This is a genomic window from Pseudobutyrivibrio sp. OR37 (assembly GCF_900113655.1).
GTDB lineage: Bacteria > Bacillota > Clostridia > Lachnospirales > Lachnospiraceae > Pseudobutyrivibrio.
In genome coordinates this window covers 76,146-99,079 of record NZ_FOQF01000009.1, presented here as the reverse complement: position 1 = coordinate 99,079, position 22,934 = coordinate 76,146, and the positions used below count along the sequence as shown (strand labels likewise).

General features: G+C 37.9%; 21 protein-coding genes and 1 pseudogene. All 22 read right to left on the bottom strand.

What is annotated here, in order from left to right:
- Window positions 1–3: 3 nt before the first annotated feature.
- The 22 genes and pseudogenes from BM097_RS06420 to BM097_RS06325 all read right to left on the bottom strand — a co-directional run bounded on the left by BM097_RS06420 (window position 4) and on the right by BM097_RS06325 (window position 22,933).
- The gene (locus BM097_RS06420) at window positions 4–1,173 is read right to left on the bottom strand and encodes a galactokinase (RefSeq protein WP_090547107.1); all 1,170 of its coding nucleotides are present in this window, start codon (window positions 1,171–1,173) and stop codon (window positions 4–6) included.
- A 63-nt stretch (window positions 1,174–1,236) separates the two neighbouring features.
- Window positions 1,237–1,764 (bottom strand): DUF6106 family protein, encoded by a 528-nt coding sequence (locus tag BM097_RS06415; RefSeq protein ID WP_090547104.1) that lies wholly within the window; start codon window positions 1,762–1,764, stop codon window positions 1,237–1,239.
- Between the two features lie 103 nt (window positions 1,765–1,867).
- The gene (locus BM097_RS06410) at window positions 1,868–4,885 is read right to left on the bottom strand and encodes a beta-galactosidase, LacZ type (protein WP_090547101.1); all 3,018 of its coding nucleotides are present in this window, start codon (window positions 4,883–4,885) and stop codon (window positions 1,868–1,870) included.
- A gap of 1 nt (window position 4,886) precedes the next feature.
- Entirely contained in the window at window positions 4,887–5,699 is an 813-nt protein-coding gene (locus BM097_RS06405) for a carbohydrate ABC transporter permease (RefSeq protein ID WP_090547156.1), read from the bottom strand.
- Window positions 5,700–5,715: 16 nt separating this feature from the next.
- Window positions 5,716–6,597, bottom strand: coding sequence for a carbohydrate ABC transporter permease (locus BM097_RS06400; protein WP_036948720.1), 882 nt, complete (start codon window positions 6,595–6,597; stop codon window positions 5,716–5,718).
- Window positions 6,598–6,690: 93 nt separating this feature from the next.
- On the bottom strand, window positions 6,691–8,049 hold the full coding sequence (locus BM097_RS06395) for an ABC transporter substrate-binding protein (protein WP_090547099.1): 1,359 nt from the start codon (window positions 8,047–8,049) through the stop codon (window positions 6,691–6,693).
- Between the two features lie 235 nt (window positions 8,050–8,284).
- Window positions 8,285–9,220 (bottom strand): AraC family transcriptional regulator, encoded by a 936-nt coding sequence (locus tag BM097_RS06390; RefSeq protein ID WP_090547097.1) that lies wholly within the window; start codon window positions 9,218–9,220, stop codon window positions 8,285–8,287.
- Between the two features lie 8 nt (window positions 9,221–9,228).
- Window positions 9,229–10,617, bottom strand: coding sequence for a sensor domain-containing diguanylate cyclase (locus BM097_RS06385; RefSeq protein WP_242944670.1), 1,389 nt, complete (start codon window positions 10,615–10,617; stop codon window positions 9,229–9,231).
- Between the two features lie 86 nt (window positions 10,618–10,703).
- Window positions 10,704–11,531: a nickel pincer cofactor biosynthesis protein LarC gene (locus BM097_RS06380; protein WP_090547093.1), complete on the bottom strand. Its 828-nt coding sequence runs from the start codon at window positions 11,529–11,531 to the stop codon at window positions 10,704–10,706.
- Window positions 11,532–11,639: 108 nt separating this feature from the next.
- Entirely contained in the window at window positions 11,640–11,810 is a 171-nt protein-coding gene (locus BM097_RS16320; RefSeq protein ID WP_177197391.1) for a hypothetical protein, read from the bottom strand.
- Window positions 11,811–11,886: 76 nt separating this feature from the next.
- Entirely contained in the window at window positions 11,887–14,340 is a 2,454-nt protein-coding gene (locus tag BM097_RS06375) for an amidohydrolase family protein (RefSeq protein WP_090547090.1), read from the bottom strand.
- A gap of 50 nt (window positions 14,341–14,390) precedes the next feature.
- Entirely contained in the window at window positions 14,391–14,981 is a 591-nt protein-coding gene (locus BM097_RS06370) for an NUDIX hydrolase (protein ID WP_090547088.1), read from the bottom strand.
- Window positions 14,982–14,999: 18 nt separating this feature from the next.
- Window positions 15,000–15,269, bottom strand: coding sequence for a DUF1294 domain-containing protein (locus tag BM097_RS06365; RefSeq protein WP_090547154.1), 270 nt, complete (start codon window positions 15,267–15,269; stop codon window positions 15,000–15,002).
- A 91-nt stretch (window positions 15,270–15,360) separates the two neighbouring features.
- Window positions 15,361–15,798, bottom strand: coding sequence for a GatB/YqeY domain-containing protein (locus BM097_RS06360; protein WP_028243164.1), 438 nt, complete (start codon window positions 15,796–15,798; stop codon window positions 15,361–15,363).
- Between the two features lie 63 nt (window positions 15,799–15,861).
- Window positions 15,862–16,512 carry a DNA/RNA nuclease SfsA gene (gene sfsA / locus BM097_RS06355; protein ID WP_090547085.1) on the bottom strand — a complete coding sequence of 217 codons (651 nt, stop codon included), beginning with the start codon at window positions 16,510–16,512 and terminating at the stop codon, window positions 15,862–15,864.
- A gap of 7 nt (window positions 16,513–16,519) precedes the next feature.
- On the bottom strand, window positions 16,520–17,068 hold the full coding sequence (locus BM097_RS06350; protein WP_090547083.1) for a prolyl-tRNA synthetase associated domain-containing protein: 549 nt from the start codon (window positions 17,066–17,068) through the stop codon (window positions 16,520–16,522).
- A gap of 21 nt (window positions 17,069–17,089) precedes the next feature.
- Complete coding sequence (locus BM097_RS06345) at window positions 17,090–18,940, bottom strand: tetratricopeptide repeat protein (RefSeq protein WP_090547080.1); 1,851 nt, start codon at window positions 18,938–18,940, stop codon at window positions 17,090–17,092.
- Between the two features lie 184 nt (window positions 18,941–19,124).
- A complete protein-coding gene (locus BM097_RS06340) occupies window positions 19,125–19,415 on the bottom strand; it encodes a transcriptional regulator (RefSeq protein ID WP_090547077.1) in 291 nt (96 codons plus the stop codon).
- Window positions 19,372–20,085 carry a hypothetical protein gene (locus BM097_RS06335; protein WP_090547074.1) on the bottom strand — a complete coding sequence of 238 codons (714 nt, stop codon included), beginning with the start codon at window positions 20,083–20,085 and terminating at the stop codon, window positions 19,372–19,374. Before BM097_RS06335 ends, BM097_RS06340 begins: the two co-directional genes overlap by 44 nt.
- 288 nt (window positions 20,086–20,373) lie before the next feature.
- The gene (locus tag BM097_RS06330) at window positions 20,374–21,390 is read right to left on the bottom strand and encodes a PDDEXK nuclease domain-containing protein (protein ID WP_090547072.1); all 1,017 of its coding nucleotides are present in this window, start codon (window positions 21,388–21,390) and stop codon (window positions 20,374–20,376) included.
- A 163-nt stretch (window positions 21,391–21,553) separates the two neighbouring features.
- Window positions 21,554–21,706: pseudogene (locus tag BM097_RS16050) on the bottom strand (hypothetical protein); the annotation flags it as partial.
- A 297-nt stretch (window positions 21,707–22,003) separates the two neighbouring features.
- Window positions 22,004–22,933 carry an AEC family transporter gene (locus BM097_RS06325; protein ID WP_090547069.1) on the bottom strand — a complete coding sequence of 310 codons (930 nt, stop codon included), beginning with the start codon at window positions 22,931–22,933 and terminating at the stop codon, window positions 22,004–22,006.
- Window position 22,934: the final 1 nt, after the last annotated feature.

The window sequence follows — 22,934 nt, the reverse complement described above, 5'->3', positions numbered from 1 at the left end:
GGTTTATGCAATTCTCTTTGCGCCATCGCCGATATCTACTACGTAGAACTCAGCATCTAAATCAAATTTCTCTTTGTAAGCCTTGCCTACAACTTCTTTAAAGTTCTCAACAGCCTCATCCTTTACGATTGCTACTGTACAGCCTCCGAAGCCGCCGCCTGTGATACGAGCTCCGATTACGCCTGGAACTGACCACTCTGTTTCTACAAGGAAATCTACTTCTTCACATGATACTTCGTAGTCGTCTCGAAGTGAAACGTGGCTAGCGTTCATAAGCTTACCAAATGTTTCAATATCGTTCTTATTAAGAGCATCTACAGCCTTGATTGTACGCTGGTTCTCAGCTACTGCATGCTTTGCTCTGCGGTAGTTAACCTCATCCTTAATAGCACTGCCATACTTTTCGAATTCCTCGTCTGTAAGATCACCAAGAGTGCTGATGCCGCATACTGTCTGAAGATCTGCAAGAGCCTGAGCGCTCTCATTTCTTCTGTCGTTATATGCGCTGTCTACAAGCGAGTGCTTTACCTTAGAATTTGTAATAACAATCTTAGCTCCTTCAAGCTTTACGCTGGCATATTTATAGGATAAATCTGCACAGTCAAGGAAAATGGCGTGGTCTTTTTGTCCCATTGCTACCGCAAATTGGTCCATTATACCACAGTTACATCCATTGAAATTGTTCTCTGAATACTGTCCGATAAGGGCTAAATCAATCATTGTCTTGTCTAAGCCAAACATATCGTTAAGCATTGTGCCTGTAAGTACCTCAAGTGAAGCAGATGATGAAAGGCCTGAACCGTTGGGAATATTGCCCCAAACTACCATTTCAAATCCTGATTTAATTTCTGCACCCTTCTCGATTAAGGCCCAAACAACACCAAGTGGATAGTTTGCCCAGTTGTATTCATCCTTGTTTGTAAGATCATCAAGTGAGCTTTCGATAACGCCTACTCTTTCGATGTTTGCTGAGTAAAGCTTTATTACCTTATCCTCGCGCTTTCTTGCTACTGCGTATGTTCCAATTGTAAGTGCGCATGGAAATACGTGGCCACCATTGTAATCTGTGTGTTCACCGATAAGATTTACTCGGCCTGGAGCGAAATATGTGCGGATATCGCCAGCTTCGCCGAATTTTGATTCGAATATTTGCTTTAGTTCTTGTACGTTCATTTGATTCTCCTTTTACCCTCATCCGTCAGCTACGCTGACACCTTCCCCCAGAGGGGGAAGGCTTTAGAGATATATGTCGTGTTTGTTGTATTTAGCCATTGCTTTGAGCAACTTCTCTGAAGGTGTGAATATTACTTTGAAATCGTTGCCTTTTGCCTCGCTGTGAGCCACTAAGATGTAATCTTTTTGCTCTGAATCATGGGCGCTGCAATCATAAGTTTTAAGCTGTACATGGTCGTATTTAAGTGATTCATTAGTATCTGTTGCTGCAACCATCTTTACTTCGCTCGATTCAACAGTAACAACCTTTTTTCTCTTCTCGTTGTTAATGATTTTAGCAATTTCAAGGCTACCATTTGTGTAGTCATATTCATATTCTATGTTTTTGTTCGAGTATAATATTATCGTATATATAGCCATAGCAATGAGCAAAATCGCCATAATAATTGTCAAAAACCCTCGTGAATAGGTAACAAGACTGACTAATAATATTAAAGTTATTACAGAAGCAGCTGTTTTCTTTGTTTTATCCTGAGCTGTCTCAATTACTTTTACTGCCTCTTCTACGAATGTGTCATTAGATTCAAACATAATTATCCCTCAACTTTCCTTCTAGTTTAAGCAAGTATTTGCTTTTAAAAAATGCCGGCCACACCTTTGCAGCCGACATTCATTATACCATATATATTATGCCTTAAATACCCCTGAAACTAAAGGAAATTGCCATGTCCTTGCTGTTATCAAGCATGAATTCTGGGTGGGTTTTAGCGCCCCATGTATCATCTCCTGCAATGCCCATTTGCTTACCTATTCGCACATGAGTGAAATGCACTGGAGGAAGCTCCGTAGGGTGCATTGCCTCATCAATTTCATGCACTGTGTATGGCAATGCTGAAAATCCATTACCCTCAGCTAAAAACAATACTCCATTTCCTCTTTCATCTGTGAGCTTTGCATAGCGTACATCCTCATGATTTCCGCATTCCTGAGGAACTAAGTATTTGGCCATGTTGTCAGCTACCTTATTTCTAAATATTCCTAGCTTTGCGTGGCATTTATCGTTGTAGGTTTCCTCTGGTCCTCTTCCGTACCATTCCAGGTTTTCTAAGCTGCTATCAAGTGCAAATGCCATTGAAAGCTCTGGTAATTCACCTATTTCTGTTGATATAGGAAGACGCAGTGTACAATCTACCAAACCATCAGCATGAACGATATATTCTACCTGGCATTTACCAGCTGGCCTTGTAGCCAGATGATATGTGTATACCACCTTTACGCTGTCCTCTGAAACCTCTACATGTGGAACCTCATTAATTCCATCATCCATACGGTTTGTAGCGATATATTTGCTGGCTAGCTTCCACTGACCTGCTCTAAAAGGCAGCTGATTAGCTAAATCATTTTCTGTCATTGGGCGCCAGAAGTTTGGCATTACAAAGCGCTTTAATAACTCCCTGCCGTGATATTTATATGAGCTTAAACCCTTTACACCAACGAACAATACCTCAAAATCATCGCCCTTTACACCAAGGTTATGGAAGCCTTGTGTAACAGTCAGCTTCTGAGCCTGTCCGCGCTCAAATGTAAATCTGCCTACTGTGGTCTGCCCAAAAGCTACCTCATGGCCTTTTCTAGCCCACAGAGTATCTTCCTTAAGCACAAACGAAAGTGTAACTATATATTCGTCATCCCTTGGTAAATCAAGCTCTAGAGCATACTCTGTTGTTGTAAGAGGTGGGCAATCGATAGTAAGCTCCTCCTCTGCGATCAAATCTCCAAGACGCTCTACTGTAAGAATAGCTGTATATTCGTTTGTATTTGTAAACAGATTTCTATTTTCAATTATGGCCTTGTTTGCCTCAAAGGTAATCTTGATATTCTGGTAATCGTGTTTTACCTCCTGCATCTTTGGGCTAGGCTCTCTGTTTTTGCTGTAGCAGATGCCATCGCCTGAGAAGCTGCCATCATTTGGTCTATCATCAAAATCACCACCGTAGGCTTCAAATTCTACGCCGTGATTATCCTTGATAGTAATGGCCTGGTCGATATAATCCCAGATAAATCCGCCCTGGAACAATGGCTCTTCGTATGCAAGCTCGGTGTACTTGCTCATTGCGCCACAGCTGTTACCCATTGCATGCATATATTCGCAGTTGATATAAGGCTTATCCTTGTGATTCTTTAACCACTCCTTGATAGCCTTAACTGGTGCGTACATTGTGGATTCCATATCAGAAAGATCCACACGTCTATCATTAAATACTCCCTCATAATGCACCAAACGTGTGCTGTCCCACTCATGAATTTTATCCTGCATCTTGCGAAGATTGGTACCGCCATAGCTTTCATTTCCAAGAGACCATATAAGAATACATGGATGATTCTTATCTCTCTCAAACATACTGTGGGCTCTGTCGATTACATTGTCTGTAAATTCCGGTCTATCGCCAGGAACAGCATAGCTGTCATCCTTTAGCTTCATAATTTGGATTGGTGTCTGCCAGGTTCCATGAGTCTCTAAGTTTGTTTCATCTATAACATATAAACCAAAAATATCGCATAATCTGTAGAAATATGTCTGATTAGGATAGTGGCTTGTACGAATTGCATTTATGTTGTTCTGCTTGATTGTGATTATATCCTTTAAGATATCTTCCTCTGACAGAACACGTCCTGTGGATGAAGAAAATTCGTGGCGATTAACGCCCTTGAAAACGATGCGTTTCCCGTTAATGTGCATCATTCCATCCTTCATCTCAAAGCGTCTAAAGCCAACCTTTTCCTTAATTACCTCTGAAAGTCTTCCAGTTTCGCCAAATACATTTAGCTGTAAATCAAACAGATATGGCTTTTCAGCACTCCAAAGCTCTGGCTCCCTCACATGTACTTCCATGTGATTCATGCCTTCCTCTACTGCAATCTTGTTAAGGATATCTGCATCATCATCGGAAAGTGTCATCTGAACTAGTCCACTTCCCACAACATCCATGTCGATTACTAAGGTTGCATCCTTGTAATCATCATCAAGAAGTGTCTGTATTCGCAAATCTCTAATATGAGTCTTTGGAACTGTATATAGATAAACTTCTCTGAAGATTCCAGAAAATCTGAAGAAATCCTGGTCTTCGCACCAGCTACCAGATGTCCATTTGAACACCTGAACTGCCAACTTGTTTTCTCCCTCCTTAATATAAGGAGTAAGATCAAACTCGCTTGGTGTAAAAGAGTCCTCGCTGTAGCCTACATATTCACCATTGAGCCAAATTGCAAAGCCGCTTTCCACACCCTGAAATGAAATATACACAGGTCCCTCCTTCATAAAAGAAGGGACTGTGAAATACTTTACATAATTACCTACTGGATTTTCCTTTGTAGGAATCTCTCCTGGCTCAATAGCTTCGTGGCCATCCCATGGATACTGGGTATTCACGTACATTATCTTGTCGTAGCCCTCCAGCTGAATATGAGCAGGAACCTTTATATCATCAAAGCTTTTACAATCTCTATCTGCCTTGTAGAAATCCTTATCACACACCTCATAGTTCTTGGCATATTCAAATTTCCAGGTTCCATTTAGAGAATATTTAAAGTTTGACTTTTCCCCGTAGGCATAGGCCTCACTGTCATAATATTCATGGTCTGAGTGAGCCTTTAATCTATTTTGTTCAAATACTTTTGGGTCCTTTACAATTTCATAATTGAAATTTTTCATCTTATTTTACCGATCCTGTAATTCCTTCTGCAAACTGCTTCTGAAGTACGAAGAATACTATCATTGTAGGAAGTGAGCAGAATAATACGCCTAGCATTGTCATACCGTAATCTACTGTGTAACCGCTTGAAATGTTTGCAATGAACATTGGCATTGTCTGAGCACGGTTGTCGCTCATTACTACCTTTGGCCACATATATGCGTTCCAAGCGTTCATAAATGTAATAACTGCAGCTGCTGCATAGATTGATTTCTGAATAGGAACATACATCTTGAAGAAGATTTTCCATTCAGGTAGGCCATCAATACGTGCTGCCTCCATGATGTCAGGTGGGAAATTACGAGAATTCTGTCTGAACATCATAATCATAAATGGTGTTGAAATACCAGGAAGAATGAAAGCCCATACTGTGTTAAGGAGCTTTGCCTTAGAAACAAGCCCGTACAAAGGAACCATTGTTGCTACTGCTGGTACCATCATTGCAAGAAGAAGAACTCCAAATAGTTTATCCTTTCCCTTGTCATGATATAGCTCAAATCCATAGCCTGCTATTGAACATACGAAAAGTGTTACTACTGTCTGCACGATTGAGTAAAGGAAGGAATTTCCCATACTGCTCCAAAGTGTGCCCTGTACTGCTGTTTTCAAATGCTCAAAGTTAATAAACAATTGATTACCAAATCCTATAGAACCTCTTGCTACGTTTATTGAAGCATTTGTTGCTGCTGCAATCATCCAGTAAAGTGGAAATACCGAAATGAATGAGCAAATAATTAAGAAAATGTATGTAGGAATCAGTCTGCGCTGAATCATTGATCTGTTTTTCTTCTTAGTCACGTGTATCACCTACTTTCAGATTGATAAATGCAAGTATTGCAACCATTATAAATACTACAAATGACATTGCTGATGTGTAGCCTAGGTTTCCTACACCCTGTCCAAATGCCTGGTTGTAAATGTAGTGAGACATTGTGATTGTTGAGTTTGCAGGTCCACCACTTGTTAAGTTTACTGACTCATCGAAGAGCTGTAATGTACCGTTTATAGACATGATAGCTGTCATAACGATTGTTGGCTTAAGAAGTGGCACTGTGATGTACCAGAATGTCTTCCATCCGTTTGCACCATCGATTTTAGCTGCTTCATATACTGAATATTCAATGTTCTGAAGACCAGCAAGGTAAAATACCATGTTATATCCTGTCCATCTCCAGATAAGGGCAATGATGATGATTGCTCTTGCTGTTGATGCTGTTCCAAGGAAATTGATATTCTCATGTGTAAGACCAATGTTCTGAAGAACTGTGTTGATAAGGCCCTGTGTAGCAAACATTGACTTGAAAATCAATGAGTATGATACAAGAGATGTTGCACATGGTAAGAATATGCATGTTCTAAAAATACCTTTAAACTTAAGGTCCTTGTTGTTAAGAAGCTGAGCTAATAAGATAGCCAAAATTAACATCACAGGAACCTCTACTATTAAATAAAGGAATGTATTTTTCATTGATGTTTTGAAAATTACATCCTGTAGCATTCGTTGATAATTGTATGTTAGTGGATCTGCGAACTTGATGTTTACGCCCTTTCCACTCTTAAATGATGTGATAAAAGCCTGTACGATTGGATAAAAACTCATTATAAAAATAAGTATTGTAGCTGGTGTAAGGAACAACCAGCCAGCTGCTAATTGCTTTTTTGCAAGTGTCATTCCCTTTTTCTTCTTCTCCACGATGTCTACCCTTTCTTTTAAAAATGGGAAGTGGGGTGAACCACTTCCCATTAAATACATTATCTAATTGAATTAAAGTCCCATATCAAATTTAAGATTTGATTCAGCCTCCTCAAGAGCCTGCTCTGTTGTGTATCCGTTATCAAGAACGTTCTGAAGTGCAGTACCAAGGTGTGTTCTTGCCTGATAGTGGTAATCTGACTGCTCTACTGTTGCTACGTTCTGTGTGTACTCTACGATGTCAGCGTAGATTGGCTGTCCGTTGAAGAAATCAACGCCCTGCTGATATACATCTGACTCTGCAGCTGCTGCACATGTTCCGATAACACCACCGTTAAGAAGTGCCTCATCGTATGTTGTAGACTGTCCGTCTTCAGCTGAACGACCACCAAATGTGTAAGCTAAGAAATCCTTAGCAAGGTCTGCCTTCTTGCAGTTAGCTGTGATATAGAGTGAAGAACCACCGTTTGAAGCGTATCCTGGCTTACCTGTAAGTGTTGGAGCTGGAACGATTTCCCACTTTCCTGAGTTCTCAGAAACCTGCTTCATTGTTGGGATAATCCAGTTACCATTGAATACACCAGCAACCATGTCGCCCTGAATTGCCTGATCTGTGTAATCAGACCAATCATTTGCAAGGTAAAGAACGTTATCCTTTGCAAGTGTTGCAACAACATCAAATACCTTTACAAGTGTTTCGTTATCCTTGATGTATGGCTTTCCGTCCTTGAACTGTGAAACGCCTTCCTCCTGAAGCATCATGTAGAATAAATCGTTTCCTGATCCATCCATGCAAAGGAGGTACTTACCTGTCTTAGCCTGAACATCTTTACCAATCTTATCGAATTCGTCCCAAGTAATACCTGTTACATCATCAATTGTGTAGCCTGCCTGCTCAAGAAGGTCTGTTCTGTAAGCGAAGATTGCTGTACCTGCATCTACAGGGAAACCATAGTGCTTGCCATCGATTGTAGAGTATGAAAGCTTTTCAGCTCCAAGTCCGTTCCAATCGCAATCAGCATCGCTAGCATCCTGCCATGCATCTGGATAGTTTGTAACGTACTGCTGGAAATAGTGATCCTGGAAAAGCACGATATCTGGTAATGTGCTATAGTCACCAGCTTCTGCTGCAAGTGTTACTGCCTGCTCAACATCTGAAGACTGTGACTGTGTAATAACCTCGAGCTTGAAATCTGGATTAACATCCTGATAATCCTTTTCAGCCGCCTTAAGTGCTGGAATGTTGAAGTTTTCATCCCAAGCATAAACTGTTAATGTGTTCTCGTCATCTGACTGAACTGCTTCTGTAGCAGCTCCATCTGTTGTTGCATCTGTTGATGCGTTGTCTGTTGTGTCAGCACTGCTTCCGCAAGCTACCATTGATGCAGCCATTGTGCCAACAAGCATGAGTGAAAGTAACTTTCTCTTCATTCTCCATTCTCCTTATTGTTTGTAAAAATTTTCGCGGGTGTATTGTGCATCTTGCACAACAATATGTTTTATACCCGCCCCTCATATGGTCATAATACTAGTTTTGCGCAACAGTTAGTCCTATATATTTGCGCTAGAAATGTGCAAATTCAACTATTTGAGATTGTTAAATAATTGTTTTTCTACGTAAATTTGACGAAAATATGAAAAAAGGATGATAATTTGCTGTAGCAAATTACCATCCTTTTTTTGCACTAATTTGATAATTCTTTTTTGAAATTCCTAAGATATTTTCTTCCTTCTTCCACTGATATGGAGTCTTTCCAGTCAGCTTTTTAAAGTTTCTGTTGAAGGTAGATGGAGTCTGATAACCCACTCTAAATCCAACCTCTTCCATGGCATAATCCTTATTTTGTATTATCTCGCAGGCCTTATCGATACGTACCATATTAAGATAATCCAAAGGCTTCATGCTCATGCTTTCCTCAAAAATACGTCTAAAATGACTTTCAGAAAGACCACATTCATCTGCAACATCTGACATTTTTATTTCTTCAGCATAATGCTCCGCAATGTAATTAACGCTTCTTTCAATGTAGCTGTTAAGTCTCTTTTCTTCCAGCGTCAAGGATGAGCTCATATCCTCGTTAATTCGAAGCAGCTCTACCACAAATGCCCTTAAATAGCCCTTTACCGCCTCTTTGTAATAAGGCTTAGCCTCTCGATATTCCTCGATTATATTTCTAACAATCGTGGTCATTACTTTATTCTGATTCCACTGAATTACATAGCCATGATTATTAAGACGCTTTATTACCTCCTCAGGAAGCATTCGCTTAAACTGCATCTCATTTCTAATAAAGCTGTCTATATCGATATACAGATACTCCCACTTACAAACACCATGATTATGACTTTTAGTCTCATGTGGGATGTTCTCTGGAATAATTGTAATTAAGCCACCTTTATAGGGCACATTAGACTCCTCGATGGTAAGCTGACCATTGCCCCAGTAGCAATAGCCAATCTCCATGTAGTTGTGAAAGTGCAAAAGATTTTCCTGTTCTGCACCATAACTACGTACCCAGGTCTCACCTAAAAGGGCCATTACATAATGTCCATCTGGTATCTCATAATATCTATATTCAATCTGTTTCTTTTGTTTTGCCATAAATCTTCCTAGTGTCTACGATCTTTACTATCCTGATAATACTGTGCTTTATCGTCATACATTAATTGGTCTGCCATATTGATTAATTCTTCGATGCTTGAGAATCTATCCTTCCAAATTGAACCTATAGCCATAGGTATCTTTTTTCTTTTTTTGCGAAGCTTCTCTGTAAGCTCTACAAATACTTCCTTCTCAATCTGAGGAATTATTGCTATAAATTCATCTCCACCAATTCTATAACAATACTTTTTCTTGAACACAGATGCCACAGCACTTGACACTTCTTTGATCAGAATATCACCTGCTTCATGTCCCTTTGTATCATTAACCTCTTTAAGGCCATTAATATCCACAAAGCACACGCCTACCGGTAATTTCATGCCATCTAATAGATTAAGTGTAGTGTTGAATGCCTGTCTGTTTCCTAAATCTGTTAGCACATCATGTGTGCTCATATATATCATCTCTTTAGCCATGTTGAAGTTTCTAAGCTCCTCAGCTAAAAAGATGGCAACTGTCTCCATTACCTCTCTTAGATTCACGTCTAAGTTCAGTGTGTAATTATCCACAATAAGGTAACCTATTGTTTCTGTCCTATCGTGCAATGCGGCGATTGCATAACGAGATACCCTACCAACAAGTACATTTTCATAAACCTCTTTGTTTATATTTCTTATTACTGCAGTATCGTCTACGATTATTACCTTGTTATCTGCAAGGTGTCTCTCCCACATTGTGAAAAAATCATATTTTTCAAAGTCCTTTTTGGATGGCAAGCCTCTACCACTCTTTCTATCCATCCATTCATAAATCTCACCTGGCTCACCGTGCTTGGCCTCGACTATATATACTCTATCAGCCTTAAGCTCATTTCCCAGGATTTTTAGAGCTGCCTTTACTCCCTTTTTGAAATCATTAGTAGATAAAACCTTAGCGCAATCGATTATAAGATTATTTGAATTGCTGATAATTTCTCTAGTCTCTTCCTTGCGCTTTTCGGCTGTTACATCATGGATTATGAATGCGCAATATCCCTTCTTATAAACTGGTACAGCCCAAAATTCAAACCATTTACTGAATTGGGTGTTAAAGGTCCTATTGATAACAGACTGACGCATAAATGCAGCCTGATATGTAAGTCTAATCCAGTCCTCATCCCTGTTGCTTACAGTAGTGTAGTAGGTTGCTCCTATCAACTCTGCTGATGGCTTACCTACCAACGATGAGTATTTCTCATTAACAAACAAAAACTGCATATCATTTACTGTCCCAAAAGGATCAGTCACAACCTTAAATACACAGCATGCATCTGGTAACTCCTTTAGCATCTGTAGAATTTCCCCAGCGGAAAAATCCTTAAACTCCTCAATCCTTGTGCCCATTTGCTTGTCTGCCAAAACTAACTCCTCCCATACTTTAAAATTTCCCCTAAATATAATATATTCTTTAGAGCCTATTTTTACAAGGTTTTAGGGTGGTATAACTAGGAAATAATCATTGCTCTCACAAATCCTGCCAAGCCATAATCACGCTTGCCGCTTCCCATGCCTACCTTCTCGATTAAAAACTCCTTTGGAAGCTTATCTTCAGTCCTGAGTGCAGCCACTGTAGCTGCTCCTGTTGGGGTTACAAGCTCCCCCTTTACATCTATTATCTCCAAGCTGATTTGATGGTCAGCCACGATATTTGTCACTGCCGGAACTGGTACTGGCAGAATTCCATGCTGGCATCTAACGGTACCATGGCCCTCGTATAGCTTTGGTACGATTACTTTATCAATATCAAGATTATCTATGCACACTGCAATTGCTATTACATCAACTATGGAATCCACTGCACCCACCTCGTGGAAATGAACCTCTTCAACTGGCACACCATGAGCCTTGGATTCTGCATCTGCAAGGATTTTAAAGATTCGCTTTGCTATATCCTTTGCCCTATCAGTCATTTTCGCGTTATCTATGATTTCAGTAATCTCCTTCAAGCCTCTATGTGCGTGATGATGCTCATGTTCATGATTTCCATGATGGTGATGATGCTCGTGGCTATCCTCATGCTCATGAAGATGACCATACAGATATTCCATATCGTGGTCATGACCATCATGCTCTTTGTCTAATACCACATCAAAATCCTGGCAATCCAAACCAGAGCGTTTTACTCTACTGTATTTTATTTCAAAGCCTTCCGCCTGAACTGTTTTTAGCACAGCATCTAATACATCCCTGTCTGCGCCTAAATCAAGCAATGCTCCAACCGTCATATCCCCGCTTATTCCCGAATTGCATTCCAGATACAGTGTCTTTCCCATCTTGTTCTCCTATATTTATCCTAGATTAGTTGCTATATGTTTAATATAGCCAATTAATCAATTTTGCACAATACAATTATATAAGTAAAAGGCTGATTTCTCAGCCTTTTAATCTTCATCAATATTAATTTGTATACTTAAATCAATAGGTGTTGATTTAAGCTTATCTTTATTAATGTTCCTCTGAGCTTCATGAAGAATATCCCGGATTTTTTCCAAATCTTCTATAGCATCCTCAGATGAATATGGCTTACTCTCATCATCATAATTAAAATCCATAATGCTACCTCTTCCGCTGTATGGGTAGTCTACCAAATCATTTTGAAGAATTAATGAAGCAATGTGGAACAATTATTTAATTATTTTTTTCCATAAGATTGTTCATAATCTTTGTTAATGGCTCATCGTTATCAAAGGAGAATACATAGCCATGAAGAGACTTAGCTTTTTGCATCAAATTCTTTGAATTTGCCCAAACAAAAATTGCTGAACGGCCCTTTCCGTTTTTAGCTTCCTGAATAAGGTTAGCTGCAGCACTATTACCATCAAAAGCTACCACTGCTGAAGGTCTACGCTCGAAAATCTCGTAATTTATACTCTTGTAGATAGCCATTCCCTCTGTTTCTATTGAAACTCTAACCTTTACATTTGATGACTTGATTTTATCTATTTCCTTCTTGCTCATAAGTGCTGGAACAAAGGAGTAGATTCTAAAGCCCTTTTTATTATTGGCAAGCAGATATTTTTCATAGCCACTAAGCTTATGACCAATTACAAAACACACTTCCTCTGGATTTAGGAATTCCATTAATTCATCCAGCTGCTTAGTAGCATTTTCGCTGACCTTAGTTGTTCTGTTTTCTGTGTTAAAGCTTCCACCCAGCAATACAACTGGCAGTCTATCCCATGTGATTTCTTCTATCTGGTCCTTTAATTCTGTATTAGCATCAAGCTTCGCTTTAGTGCTACCCATGCTGTTTGTTATTTTTACAGCCTGCATCTTCTCTAGGAGCACCTCTTCCATATCCCTGGTTCCCAGAAGCTTTGAAAAGGCTGCTTTCTTCTTTGAATATGCAATCTGACTTTCCTCAATGATTTTTGCCTCAGCCTCACGCATTTGCTTCAACTCTTCATCTGTAAGACCTAGCATCTTGGCAAGTGAAAGCTGCTCATCTATTGAGTTTGTTCCGTAAAGAGCAGCGCCATCTGTTCCCTGCACACATCGAATTCCCTGCTTCAAATATTGCTTTAAAGGGTGATTTTCAAGGGTGTTCAAATTGTTAAGGCGCACGTTACTGGTAATCTGGAATTCCAATACAATATTGTTATCCTTCAGCTCCTTAAGAGCTTCCTTACCCTTCTTCGATGTAGGGCTGTAGGTATAAAGACCATGTCCTAGTCGCATCTTTGGCATCTTCTGACCAGGCTCTAAGGATTCCTTAACACAGGCAATGGAATGTGCAATATTATCCTTTTGGCTATCATTTTCACCTGCATGTACACGAATCACAAAGCTTGGATCAGCCTTTGCAATCTTTACAATCTCCTTAAATGCAGGCTTTAGAGTGATAATATCGTTTATCTCCTCGCCTACGAAATCGCAACCCGCCACATATGGGTCTAATGCGGTTGCCTTTAGCACCTCTAGATTCTGCTCTAGGTAATTGGCTGGTGTAACTGCATCCTTTACAATAGTAAGAGGGATTCGACGCATTGCAGCCAAAAATCTTATCATTACGCCAGTTTCATTGTATATGTGAGGCATAACCTCATGCACCTGGCGAAGCATTTCGATAGATTCATACTTCTTTACAAGGGTGGTATCACTGATTTCTGCGTAAGATACGCCCTGCTTCTTATAGCTTCTTGCAATCCAAAGCAGCTTATCTTGGAAGATTGTGTTATTACAATAAGCTGGATTCTCTCTATCCCTTAGCATCTGACGAAGTGTTAATCGCACATCTTCATCTGGGATTGAATCCACCTTAGATAAATCTATCTTATCTTCACTTTCCTTGCCCTTGCAAAAGACATATCTGTACAGATATACCTTTTCAAGATTAGTGAAAACAGCCTGGCCATCCTTGATTACTGCCAGGGAATTTCTAATTTTGACAATGTTAAGCTCAGCATTGTCCAGGTTGTTTAAGATTAAATCAGCAAAATTTATGAAGGTATTGTCGTTGATTCTTCTGTCCAGGTACTTTCCCTTCAGGTCAGAAGATATAAACTGGCGGGCTACCTTCTCTCTTTGGGCGTTAACCAGCTTCCACTGCTCCTCAGTAAGCTCCAATTCCAGCTTTTTTACATAATACAATGGGTATCTAATCTGATGAGCTATTCCTAAAGCAATCAGCACATCTCCTGTAAGATTACCGTTCATGTGAGTGTGCAAATCTGCCTTAAACTTCAACTCTTTGCGTATGAAGGTTTTGAATATAGTCTTTTCAGATTCCAGCTTGAAATCCTTTGTCTGGCTCATAAGAGTTTTTGCTATGGCTGGAATAGTTGCCTTTACATCTACAGCACCATTAGGACTTATGCTGGCTATTTCAGTATCGCCAAGCATAAATATATAGCTTTCCTGATTATTTCCATCTATAAAACATGGCACTTCTCCATTTATAATCAGCATACCATTCTCATCTTCTGATAATGGCAATTGGCATGTTTTAGCAATATTACGTATCAGATTACCTGTACTGTGATTTGGTGTTTTCAGCACATAAAACAGCCTATCCAAATCCTTGTATAGGTTTACGATGATGTCTTTTTCGTTATCTAAAAAGAAACAGGTTAAATATGTCATTACATCTCCTTAACTGGCGTTTTTACTATATTACTTACTTTCTAAATCTATTACTCATTTTTATCGGCAAGAAGCAATGCCAATATGTGAGAAGCTTGTGGGAATTCCCCTGATGATATCATATTATCAATCTCTTCTCTAGTATAAAGATGAACATTCAAAAATTCTGTCTCATCTAAGCTTTGTCCGCTAACCTTCCTACAGTTTTTTGCTACGAAGATATTAGCGTAGTTATCAGCCATTGTTGCATTGGATGGAACTGATAAAAGGAATTTCCAATCATCACTTTCATAGCCTGTTTCTTCCATAAGCTCGCGCTTTGCAGCTTCTAGGGCATCCTCGGCACTGGCTACATCACTACGGTTTCCATATTCCTTACCATCGCTTCTTTCAATTCCACCTGCGCAAAATTCTGTTGTAACTCGCTTGATGCCATGACGATATTGCCTTACACAGATATAATTGCCTGCCTCATCTGTGGCCACAATAACAACATAATCCCTACGGCTATAGCTGTAATATGGCTCAAATTCTCTTCCATCTGGAAATCTGTATTTGCTCTTTCTAAAATCAATCCATTCATCATTTATTATGTGCTCGCATGAGATTTCTTCCCATTCTAGCTTTTCATTCTCGCCCATCAATCCGTCTCCTTTTGCCTAACCAATTATCCACATTCTATACACTAACACCAAATGCAAAATTAAAATACCTGGCATTCCAAGCACAAAATACCAATGCTTTGTCTTATGATGAAACGTGTACATTCCTGCCCATGTTCCTATGCTTCCACCCACAAGGCTGCATAAGAATAAAGTTTTCTCAGGTATTCGCCACATTCCTTTAATGGCTCTTCTTTTGTCCTCGCCCATTATTAAGAAGCCTACTATATTAGCTATTATCAAATATATTAAAAGAAATCTATCCATTATCCACCCTTTAACAAAAAGACGCCAAGTTATCCACCTGACGCCCTTTACATCCATGTCTTTTACACAATTTCTATTATTTTTGCGTACTTTATTTACATAATTCAGCAACAATCATGTTGATAGCCTTACCATCAGCCTTGCCCTTAAGTGCAGGCATAACCTCTTTCATGATTGCACCCTTATTCTTTGTTGCTATTACCTCTGCAAAATTCTCATTTAAGAATGCTCTGATTTCATCATCAGACATCATTGCAGGAGCGTACTCCTTAATTACATCATATCTGAACTGATACTCCTCTTTAAGATCTGTTCTATCAGCTGGGCAAGTATCAAGCTGCTCCTTAGCTGTCTTAAGCGATTTAAGGATAACCTGATCTACCAATTCATCAGCGATGTTATCGCGTGTGCCAGCATCAATTGCTGCCTTCTTTACATCTGATACAAGTGATGAAATAGCGTCCTTTCTAGCCTTGTCTCTAGCCTTCATTGCTGCAACCATATCTTTTTGTAATGTTTCAAATTGCATTATAATACCCTTCTTTCCATAATCATTCTGAAAATATTTTACCACATTCTATGTGTACTGCATCTAATTTATAATTTCTAATAAATCTTTTTCTACATGGCATTGCAAAAATAGTACTTCTACTCCTGCATCCCTTGCCTCATTAAGGGCTATGCCGAATTCAGGATGAGTCTCTATATTAGGGCGAACTTCTGTAACTCCATCAACCTGAATTACAAAAGCTATCATGGCCTTATACCCTAGTTTTGTGGCCTTTGCCAGCTCTCTTAAGTGCTTCACACCTCGCTCAGTTGGAGCATCTGGGAAATAGCCTACCCCATCCTTTATCAGGGTGCAGCCTTTTACCTCCAGCAAATACTCTTCTTCATCCTTTTTCATGAAAAAATCTATTCTGGAGTCTCCGTATTTATGCTCAGGGTCGATATAATCATAATCCTGCTTTTCAAGCCACTCCTTCACCACTGCATTTGGCGCCTGAGAATCTATATTGATTATTCCTATTGGCGTGTCTACTGCTATCAGGTCATAAGGTGTCTTTCGGTCTGGATTTGTTGCTTTTTCTAGGTATACCGTTCTTCCTGTTAGAAGTAGTTCCTTGCAACGACCAGTATTTTTCACGTGCACAGTTACTGCCTGCCCATCAATTTCCACCTGCGCTATAAAGCGATTAGGCCTGGATATGAATTTAGCTTCTACAATATTGCTATATCTCATAGGACAATTAATCCTCTCCAACTAATGTAACTATCCTTGGTTCGTAGCCTACCGCTGGAAGATACACATCAAAAATATCTTTTGCTGATATCTTCATGCTTGATGTATTTACGCATGGATGACAGCCAATAAACTCGCTGTTTTTCACATCTTCATCTACTAGAAGCTGCACCACATGGTCTTTATCATTCATCAGCCCCATTACACTTACAGAACCTGGCTCGATATCCAAATACTTGAGCATATCCTCTGGGTCAGCAAATGACAGCCTTGCTGAATTTATCTGCTTTGAAAGCTCCTTAGTTTTGAACTTTTTATCTCCTGGAATCATCAATAAATAAAAGTTTGTCTTCTGTCTGTTACACAAAAATAGATTTTTGCAGATTAATGCACCAAGGGATTTATCTATCTCGGCGCAAACTTCCATTGTGTCTGCGGGTGCATGGTCTATACGCTTGTACTCTATTCCAAGGTTATCCAAATAGTCGTATACTCTGACTTCCCTGTCTAATCGTCCTGTTGTGTCCGCTGGTCTTCCTGTTTGTAATTCTGTCATGTTTTTCCTCGCAATTTGTTATTAAACTAGATTCTTGCTTTTAAGATACAGCTTCAAAGAAGCAGCAATTTCCTCATGATTATTCCACTCAGTTTTCTCGACTTCATCAAGATACTTTTGTGCCTCTTCATAATTTCCTTCTGCTATATCTATCTCTGCTTTCAGCAAATAGTATTCTAAGCATCCGCTCTTATCGCAGAACCAACATACAGGGTTCATCATCATTAGCAATAATGTGTTTTTTGCATCCTCGATTTTACCCATGTATAGATATGCTGTTCCAAGGGCAGCAATATCAATTCGATTACTGATTCTTGCTACCTTACATGCTTCATCAAAACTTACCTTTTTATCTATGCAATACTTTTTATCATTTATCAAATTGAGATACGATTTTGCATAAGCCTTTGATTCATTATCCTTTTGCATAAATGCACAAATGCGCATGAGATTTTTGTAGTACATATCACGATAGTATTCTGTTGCATTTGCAAACATCTTCTTCATAAATTTCGAGTTGATAATTTTATATAATCTCTCGTAATCAGTAGTAATTGCTGGTGAATAATGAATTGCATGGCCAACAAAAGGAATCATTACATCCATTTCATCCAGATTTAATTCAACTACTTTTTCTATAAACTCGAGAAGGTCATTTATTGACTTTTCTCTCTCCTCCTGAGTGAATATTTCTGGAATTTCTACTAAGGTTACCAGCACATCTCTCAATCTATCCACCTCAGGATTAATATTGATGCGTTTGAATTCATTTAGATTTTCTGCTGTAACCATCTTGTCAGATTCGTAATCATGATACTGACTAAGGTCGATTGATTTTATATCCTTTAAGATACACTCTCTAGCCTTTGCATAATCTTTTTTCGAAACATATAAACGGCCTGTCAGGCGATTTATAGTGTCAGAAAGCGCTTCCTTTGTATCCTCATCCATTTTTGATTCAGCTTCAGTCAAAAACTGAATTCCCTCATCATATTCCCCAAGAAGCCTATAGCAAGTATAAAGGTTTTCCAATGTACAACCTTGCGTATCCAACTCATTTCTTGCCATAGATTCTTCAAATGTCTGCTTCAAGTTTTCAGCTGCCTCTCTTGTCTTTTCTTTATCTAGTGGCATACAGAAATGATCTTCTCGCTTCAAAAGCATATTTTTTCCAATAAGCCATTTAAATACAAGATCTGGATTCATTGCCGCATCGTCTTCATCCAACTCTACATCTTTTAGTTTCTCGATTGCTTCCTCGGCAACCTTGATTGCATTATCGTTGTCACCAATATACATTCTCATATTGATATCACGATATTCCATTCTCCAATCAAACTCACCAAGACTTCTTGCTTTTTCAGCATATTCAATAGATTTGGTTGCATCTTCCATTCCACCATGGCCATCATCTGTAACCAAATCATAATAGAGCTTTTCAAGATCCTTATTTAAAACAGGATACTTGTCTACAACTTCTTCTAGACAGTCGATTGCATCCCGATATTGATTATACAAAGCATATGCCCTTGCATTTCTTGCATAAACCTCAGGATTATCTGTATTTAAATCGATTGCAGCATATCCTATTCCAACAACATCCTTATACCACTCAAGATACTCGCATGCTTCCTGCCAGATTTCTAATACCTTTACATTCTGATTATCCTTCTCATAATAGTTGTGGCAAAGTTCCGCTACTGTATAATAATCCTCACGGTTAAACCAGATATAGATTTCATACAAATCCCAATCCATAAAATTAGGATCCATTTCGCGCCCTGTCTCCATGTAGCCCAAAGCTTCGTCATAATTTGCAGCCTTAAGTGCAACCTCAGCTAGTGTAAAATAATAGCCTGCATTTTTTTCCATTGTTAAAACTCCCTTATATAACTAATTTTAGCTCCTATTATACAACTTCATGCTTTAGACGTACATTAGTGTTATTATCTAATCCTTATCAAAAAAACAGAAAGGAAGCCGATGCTGGCCTCCTCTCTAGCTCCATTCTTCATAAAAAGTTCTCATATATCTTTAATTACCACATTTTCTATTTTTATTCTGAACTTGATAATAAAGATTCCAGTAGCTCAACGTATTCTTTAAACTGTTTTCTTCCAAATTCAGTAAGTGTATAAGTGGTTTGGGGTTTATTATTTACAAATGCTTTTTCAATCGTTAAATATTCCATTTCACTTAATTTATTAAGCTGTATACCTAAGTTTCCGTCAGTGGCTGAGGTTATAGTTTTCAATTCTTTGAAACTCTTTGTACCAGTCAGCAGAGCAGATAAGACCGCTAATCTAAGCTTCGTTTGAAAAGCTTCTGGTATTGTATTTATTTCCATGATTCTTTGCTCCTATCCTAAAAAACAGCCCTAATGCAACCATTCCGAAAATCATTACTACCCTGATACTAAAGCTACTAACTGAAATCAAAGTACCTTTTCCACCTATTGTCCCGAAAGGCATCTCTTTCATACTCATAAACAAAATCAGATACAATACACTATAGCATGCTGCGCAAATTGTTATTAGTTTTCTTTGTGTAAGTATACCTGTCATAAATAAGGCAAATATAATCGGCAAAATCTCTAATAATTCTTTACATCTCCATAGAGTAACAATTTGATCATTATTGCCCATAGGAATCAAATTCATATACAAGATAATAAATACGTATGAACCAATCAAAAAAATTCCCCATATTTTTAGCATACCATTGCTGATTTCGTTATTTGTGATTTTTAGTTTTCGTGAAAAGTAAAGAAAAAGAATAATATATCCTATAATTTTAATCAAATAATAGCCCACTCCAAATATCCGAACTAGGCTTGAACCATATCCAATAGTATTTCTACAAAAATACATCAATTGTTCTACAATGGCTGCGATTCCATTAATCATCCCCACGCCTATAAAGAAAGGTGCGATTTTAGAAAAATCTTGTTGTGTACGTTCAATTACTGTTTTGATTAGTGAAATATCATCTAATGCAAGTGCTACATTCTTATCCATAATTACCCTCCTAATTTATACTTTATATTATAGAGTTCTCTATGAACTGATAATATAACATATAAATTCTTTTTGCAACTATAGAATATAAAACCTTCACAAATAAAAAAGCACTACTATCACAATAGCAATGCTTTTAATATTCTAGAAAACAAATATATATCTATAATAGAAAATTCTAGAAATACCGTTTCTCAAATCTCAAAATTGTTGATTTTCAGGCAATTCTCACATCAAAAATTCTAGAAATGATATTTCTAGAATCATAAAAAATTCTAGAAATAATAATTATCCTTCCTCTAAAGCTCCCTCTACGAGTTTCCTTAATTCTGCCTCATCAGGTAAATATAATTCGTATTTAGAAACAAATAAATTAGTATCCATCCCATAGGTAGCATACTTTACCATCAGTTCATCTTTTTCACGCGCCAAAATGAGTCCAATCGGTGGATTATCATCTGGTTCGTTTATTTCTTCAGCAAAATAACCCATATACATGTTCATTTGGCCTATATCTCTGTGTTCTACCTCGTCTATCTTCAAATCAACTAAGAAAAAACACTTTAAAATCCTATGATAAAATACCAAATCACATTTATATGTTTTATTATTAATACGCAACGGATACTGTTCTCCTACGAACGTAAACCCTTTTCCCAATTCTAAAAAGAAGTAGCCTAACTGTTTCATAAGTCGAGCTTCTAAATCACTTTCATCTTTGAGTGAATCTGAAGATATATTCAAAAAATCTAGTGTGTAAACATCTTTTACAACATCTTCTGGTTTTTCTATAGAAATACCATTTTTCGCTAGTTTTAATATTTCATTTTTATCTTTATTTGCAGCAAGTCTTAAAAATAGTGCACTCTTCTTTTGTCTTTTTAAGGAAGTAACATCCCATTTCTCTTCTATACATTGCCTCTGATAAAATTCTCTTTCTAGTGGATTATCAATTCTCATTAAAATGCATACATGAGACCATGTTAATGACAATAGCTCTTCGTATCCATTGTTGTATACTTGATAAAACTGTCTCATATTGTATAAATTTGGAACACTGTATCCTTTTCCATATCGCAAGGTTAAGTCCTTTGATAATGATTTTAATAACTGTTCTCCATATTCTGCATGAGCTTGACCATCCTGTTCATATTCGACAATATACTGCCCCATATCCCAATAAGTACCAAGCATGCTTTTTATCAAAGCCGAAGCAATCTCTTTCTTACCTTTAGAAATTCGTTGCTCGATTCTATATAACAGTTTCTCATATTCTTTATTTTTACTTTTAATTAGATTTTCCATATAATCCTCCGAAATGCCGCCTATTATTTGAATACACAAATTTAAAGACGTTATATTTAATTTTATTAGAAAGCTCATATTTAAGCAAATCTTTTCATAAATTTCCTAGACACTCTACTTTATTCACCATTACTAGAGATTTAATCTGCTCTAATGCCACTTTCTACAATTCTGGCGATAATCCTTCCATTATCTGTACCACCTGATTAATAGTTTCATTCTCTTCCTTCTCTCCATTTAATAGGTAATCAATTGAAGTTTCCAATACTCTAGCCATTTCACTAAGGATATCTTCAGATGGCATTCTAATGTTATTCTCATAGGAAGATGTTGTAGCTTTATTTTCAGTATCTTTGCAGCCTTATCGATTGTGATTTCCTGACGATGTGCTTCATAAAAGCTTTTCCTTTTGTAAATGACAAATAAAAAAGACACCATTCGGATTTGAATCCAAATAGTGTCATGAGATGATGCTCTGATAAAACATTGCCCAGCTCATTCTTAAAATGAAACCGCTCATTCCATCTTATTCATTTTTCCTCCCATGTAACTCCTGTAATTAATTACAAGGTTATTATATTGAATAAATTTTTAGTTCCAAGATGGTAAATCTTTAAGAATTGATTAAGAATCTCTCGCACAGGTAAATAAATGCTGGTAAGGTCAAAAGCATGATAATCGTATTTTGCATAATTGTTGTGGTAGCATATTTTACATCTGCATCATACTTGCGTCCTATGATTACATTAAGTGAGCCTGATGGCATTGCTGTCAACAGAACCATTGTCATAGCAAGTGACTTTTCCACATGTAAAAAAAACAAAACCACAAGTGTAATAGCTGGCACCAAAATCATTCTAAAGAAGGATGTAATGTAAGCCACCTTATCTTTTAGTACTTCGTCAGGCTTAATAGTATAAAGCTCCGCACCAATAATCATCATTGAAACAGGAAGCATACATCCGCCTAACACATCTACTGTCTCTGTTAAAACCACTGGGAAACGATATGGAATCACATAAAGAATAATTGCAGCGATAGCAATCCATATGATTACATTCTTCATGATAGCGTAAATAGAAATCTTTTCCTTCTCGCTCTGCAAAAGCATTACGCCTATAGAAAAATACACTACATCAAAAATGCAATTATATACTGCTGCATATAAAAGACCCGAGCCAGCCACAGTTTCTCTAATAATAGACATGCCAATAAAGCCAGTATTGGCAAATGCGATAAGCAAAGCAAACATTCCACTTTTGGTTTTATCCTTAAAGAAAGGGCGACTGCCTAAATAACATAATGAAATAACAATAGCATAGTACACTAGCGTAAATACGATAGTATAACCAATTCCTATCATCTGCCTAATAGAAAAATCTGCCTGCGATGATACAAACAAATTAGCTGGAAGAAAGATGTATATCAACATTTCTGATAATCCTTTCTTCACAGCCTCATCCATAATTTTAAAATGTGCAGCAAAAAATCCTGCCGCCATCAAAACAAAAATTTTTAATGTAATTGAAACTAATACACTCATC

Coding starts and splice junctions, on each gene's coding strand:
- BM097_RS06350 (WP_090547083.1), bottom strand. CDS start 17,068: ATGACAGAATTACAAACAGGAAGACCAGCGGACACAACAGGACGATTA.
- BM097_RS06325 (WP_090547069.1), bottom strand. CDS start 22,933: ATGAGTGTATTAGTTTCAATTACATTAAAAATTTTTGTTTTGATGGCG.
- BM097_RS06370 (WP_090547088.1), bottom strand. CDS start 14,981: ATGGGCGAGAATGAAAAGCTAGAATGGGAAGAAATCTCATGCGAGCAC.
- BM097_RS06395 (WP_090547099.1), bottom strand. CDS start 8,049: ATGAAGAGAAAGTTACTTTCACTCATGCTTGTTGGCACAATGGCTGCA.
- BM097_RS06405 (WP_090547156.1), bottom strand. CDS start 5,699: ATGATTCAGCGCAGACTGATTCCTACATACATTTTCTTAATTATTTGC.
- BM097_RS06340 (WP_090547077.1), bottom strand. CDS start 19,415: ATGGAAATAAATACAATACCAGAAGCTTTTCAAACGAAGCTTAGATTA.
- BM097_RS06415 (WP_090547104.1), bottom strand. CDS start 1,764: ATGTTTGAATCTAATGACACATTCGTAGAAGAGGCAGTAAAAGTAATT.
- BM097_RS06420 (WP_090547107.1), bottom strand. CDS start 1,173: ATGAACGTACAAGAACTAAAGCAAATATTCGAATCAAAATTCGGCGAA.
- BM097_RS06400 (WP_036948720.1), bottom strand. CDS start 6,597: ATGACACTTGCAAAAAAGCAATTAGCAGCTGGCTGGTTGTTCCTTACA.
- BM097_RS06380 (WP_090547093.1), bottom strand. CDS start 11,531: ATGGGAAAGACACTGTATCTGGAATGCAATTCGGGAATAAGCGGGGAT.
- BM097_RS06365 (WP_090547154.1), bottom strand. CDS start 15,269: ATGGATAGATTTCTTTTAATATATTTGATAATAGCTAATATAGTAGGC.
- BM097_RS06410 (WP_090547101.1), bottom strand. CDS start 4,885: ATGAAAAATTTCAATTATGAAATTGTAAAGGACCCAAAAGTATTTGAA.
- BM097_RS06390 (WP_090547097.1), bottom strand. CDS start 9,220: ATGGCAAAACAAAAGAAACAGATTGAATATAGATATTATGAGATACCA.
- BM097_RS06330 (WP_090547072.1), bottom strand. CDS start 21,390: ATGGAAAATCTAATTAAAAGTAAAAATAAAGAATATGAGAAACTGTTA.
- BM097_RS06360 (WP_028243164.1), bottom strand. CDS start 15,798: ATGCAATTTGAAACATTACAAAAAGATATGGTTGCAGCAATGAAGGCT.
- BM097_RS06335 (WP_090547074.1), bottom strand. CDS start 20,085: ATGGATAAGAATGTAGCACTTGCATTAGATGATATTTCACTAATCAAA.
- sfsA (WP_090547085.1), bottom strand. CDS start 16,512: ATGAGATATAGCAATATTGTAGAAGCTAAATTCATATCCAGGCCTAAT.
- BM097_RS16320 (WP_177197391.1), bottom strand. CDS start 11,810: ATGGATTTTAATTATGATGATGAGAGTAAGCCATATTCATCTGAGGAT.
- BM097_RS06375 (WP_090547090.1), bottom strand. CDS start 14,340: ATGACATATTTAACCTGTTTCTTTTTAGATAACGAAAAAGACATCATC.
- BM097_RS06345 (WP_090547080.1), bottom strand. CDS start 18,940: ATGGAAAAAAATGCAGGCTATTATTTTACACTAGCTGAGGTTGCACTT.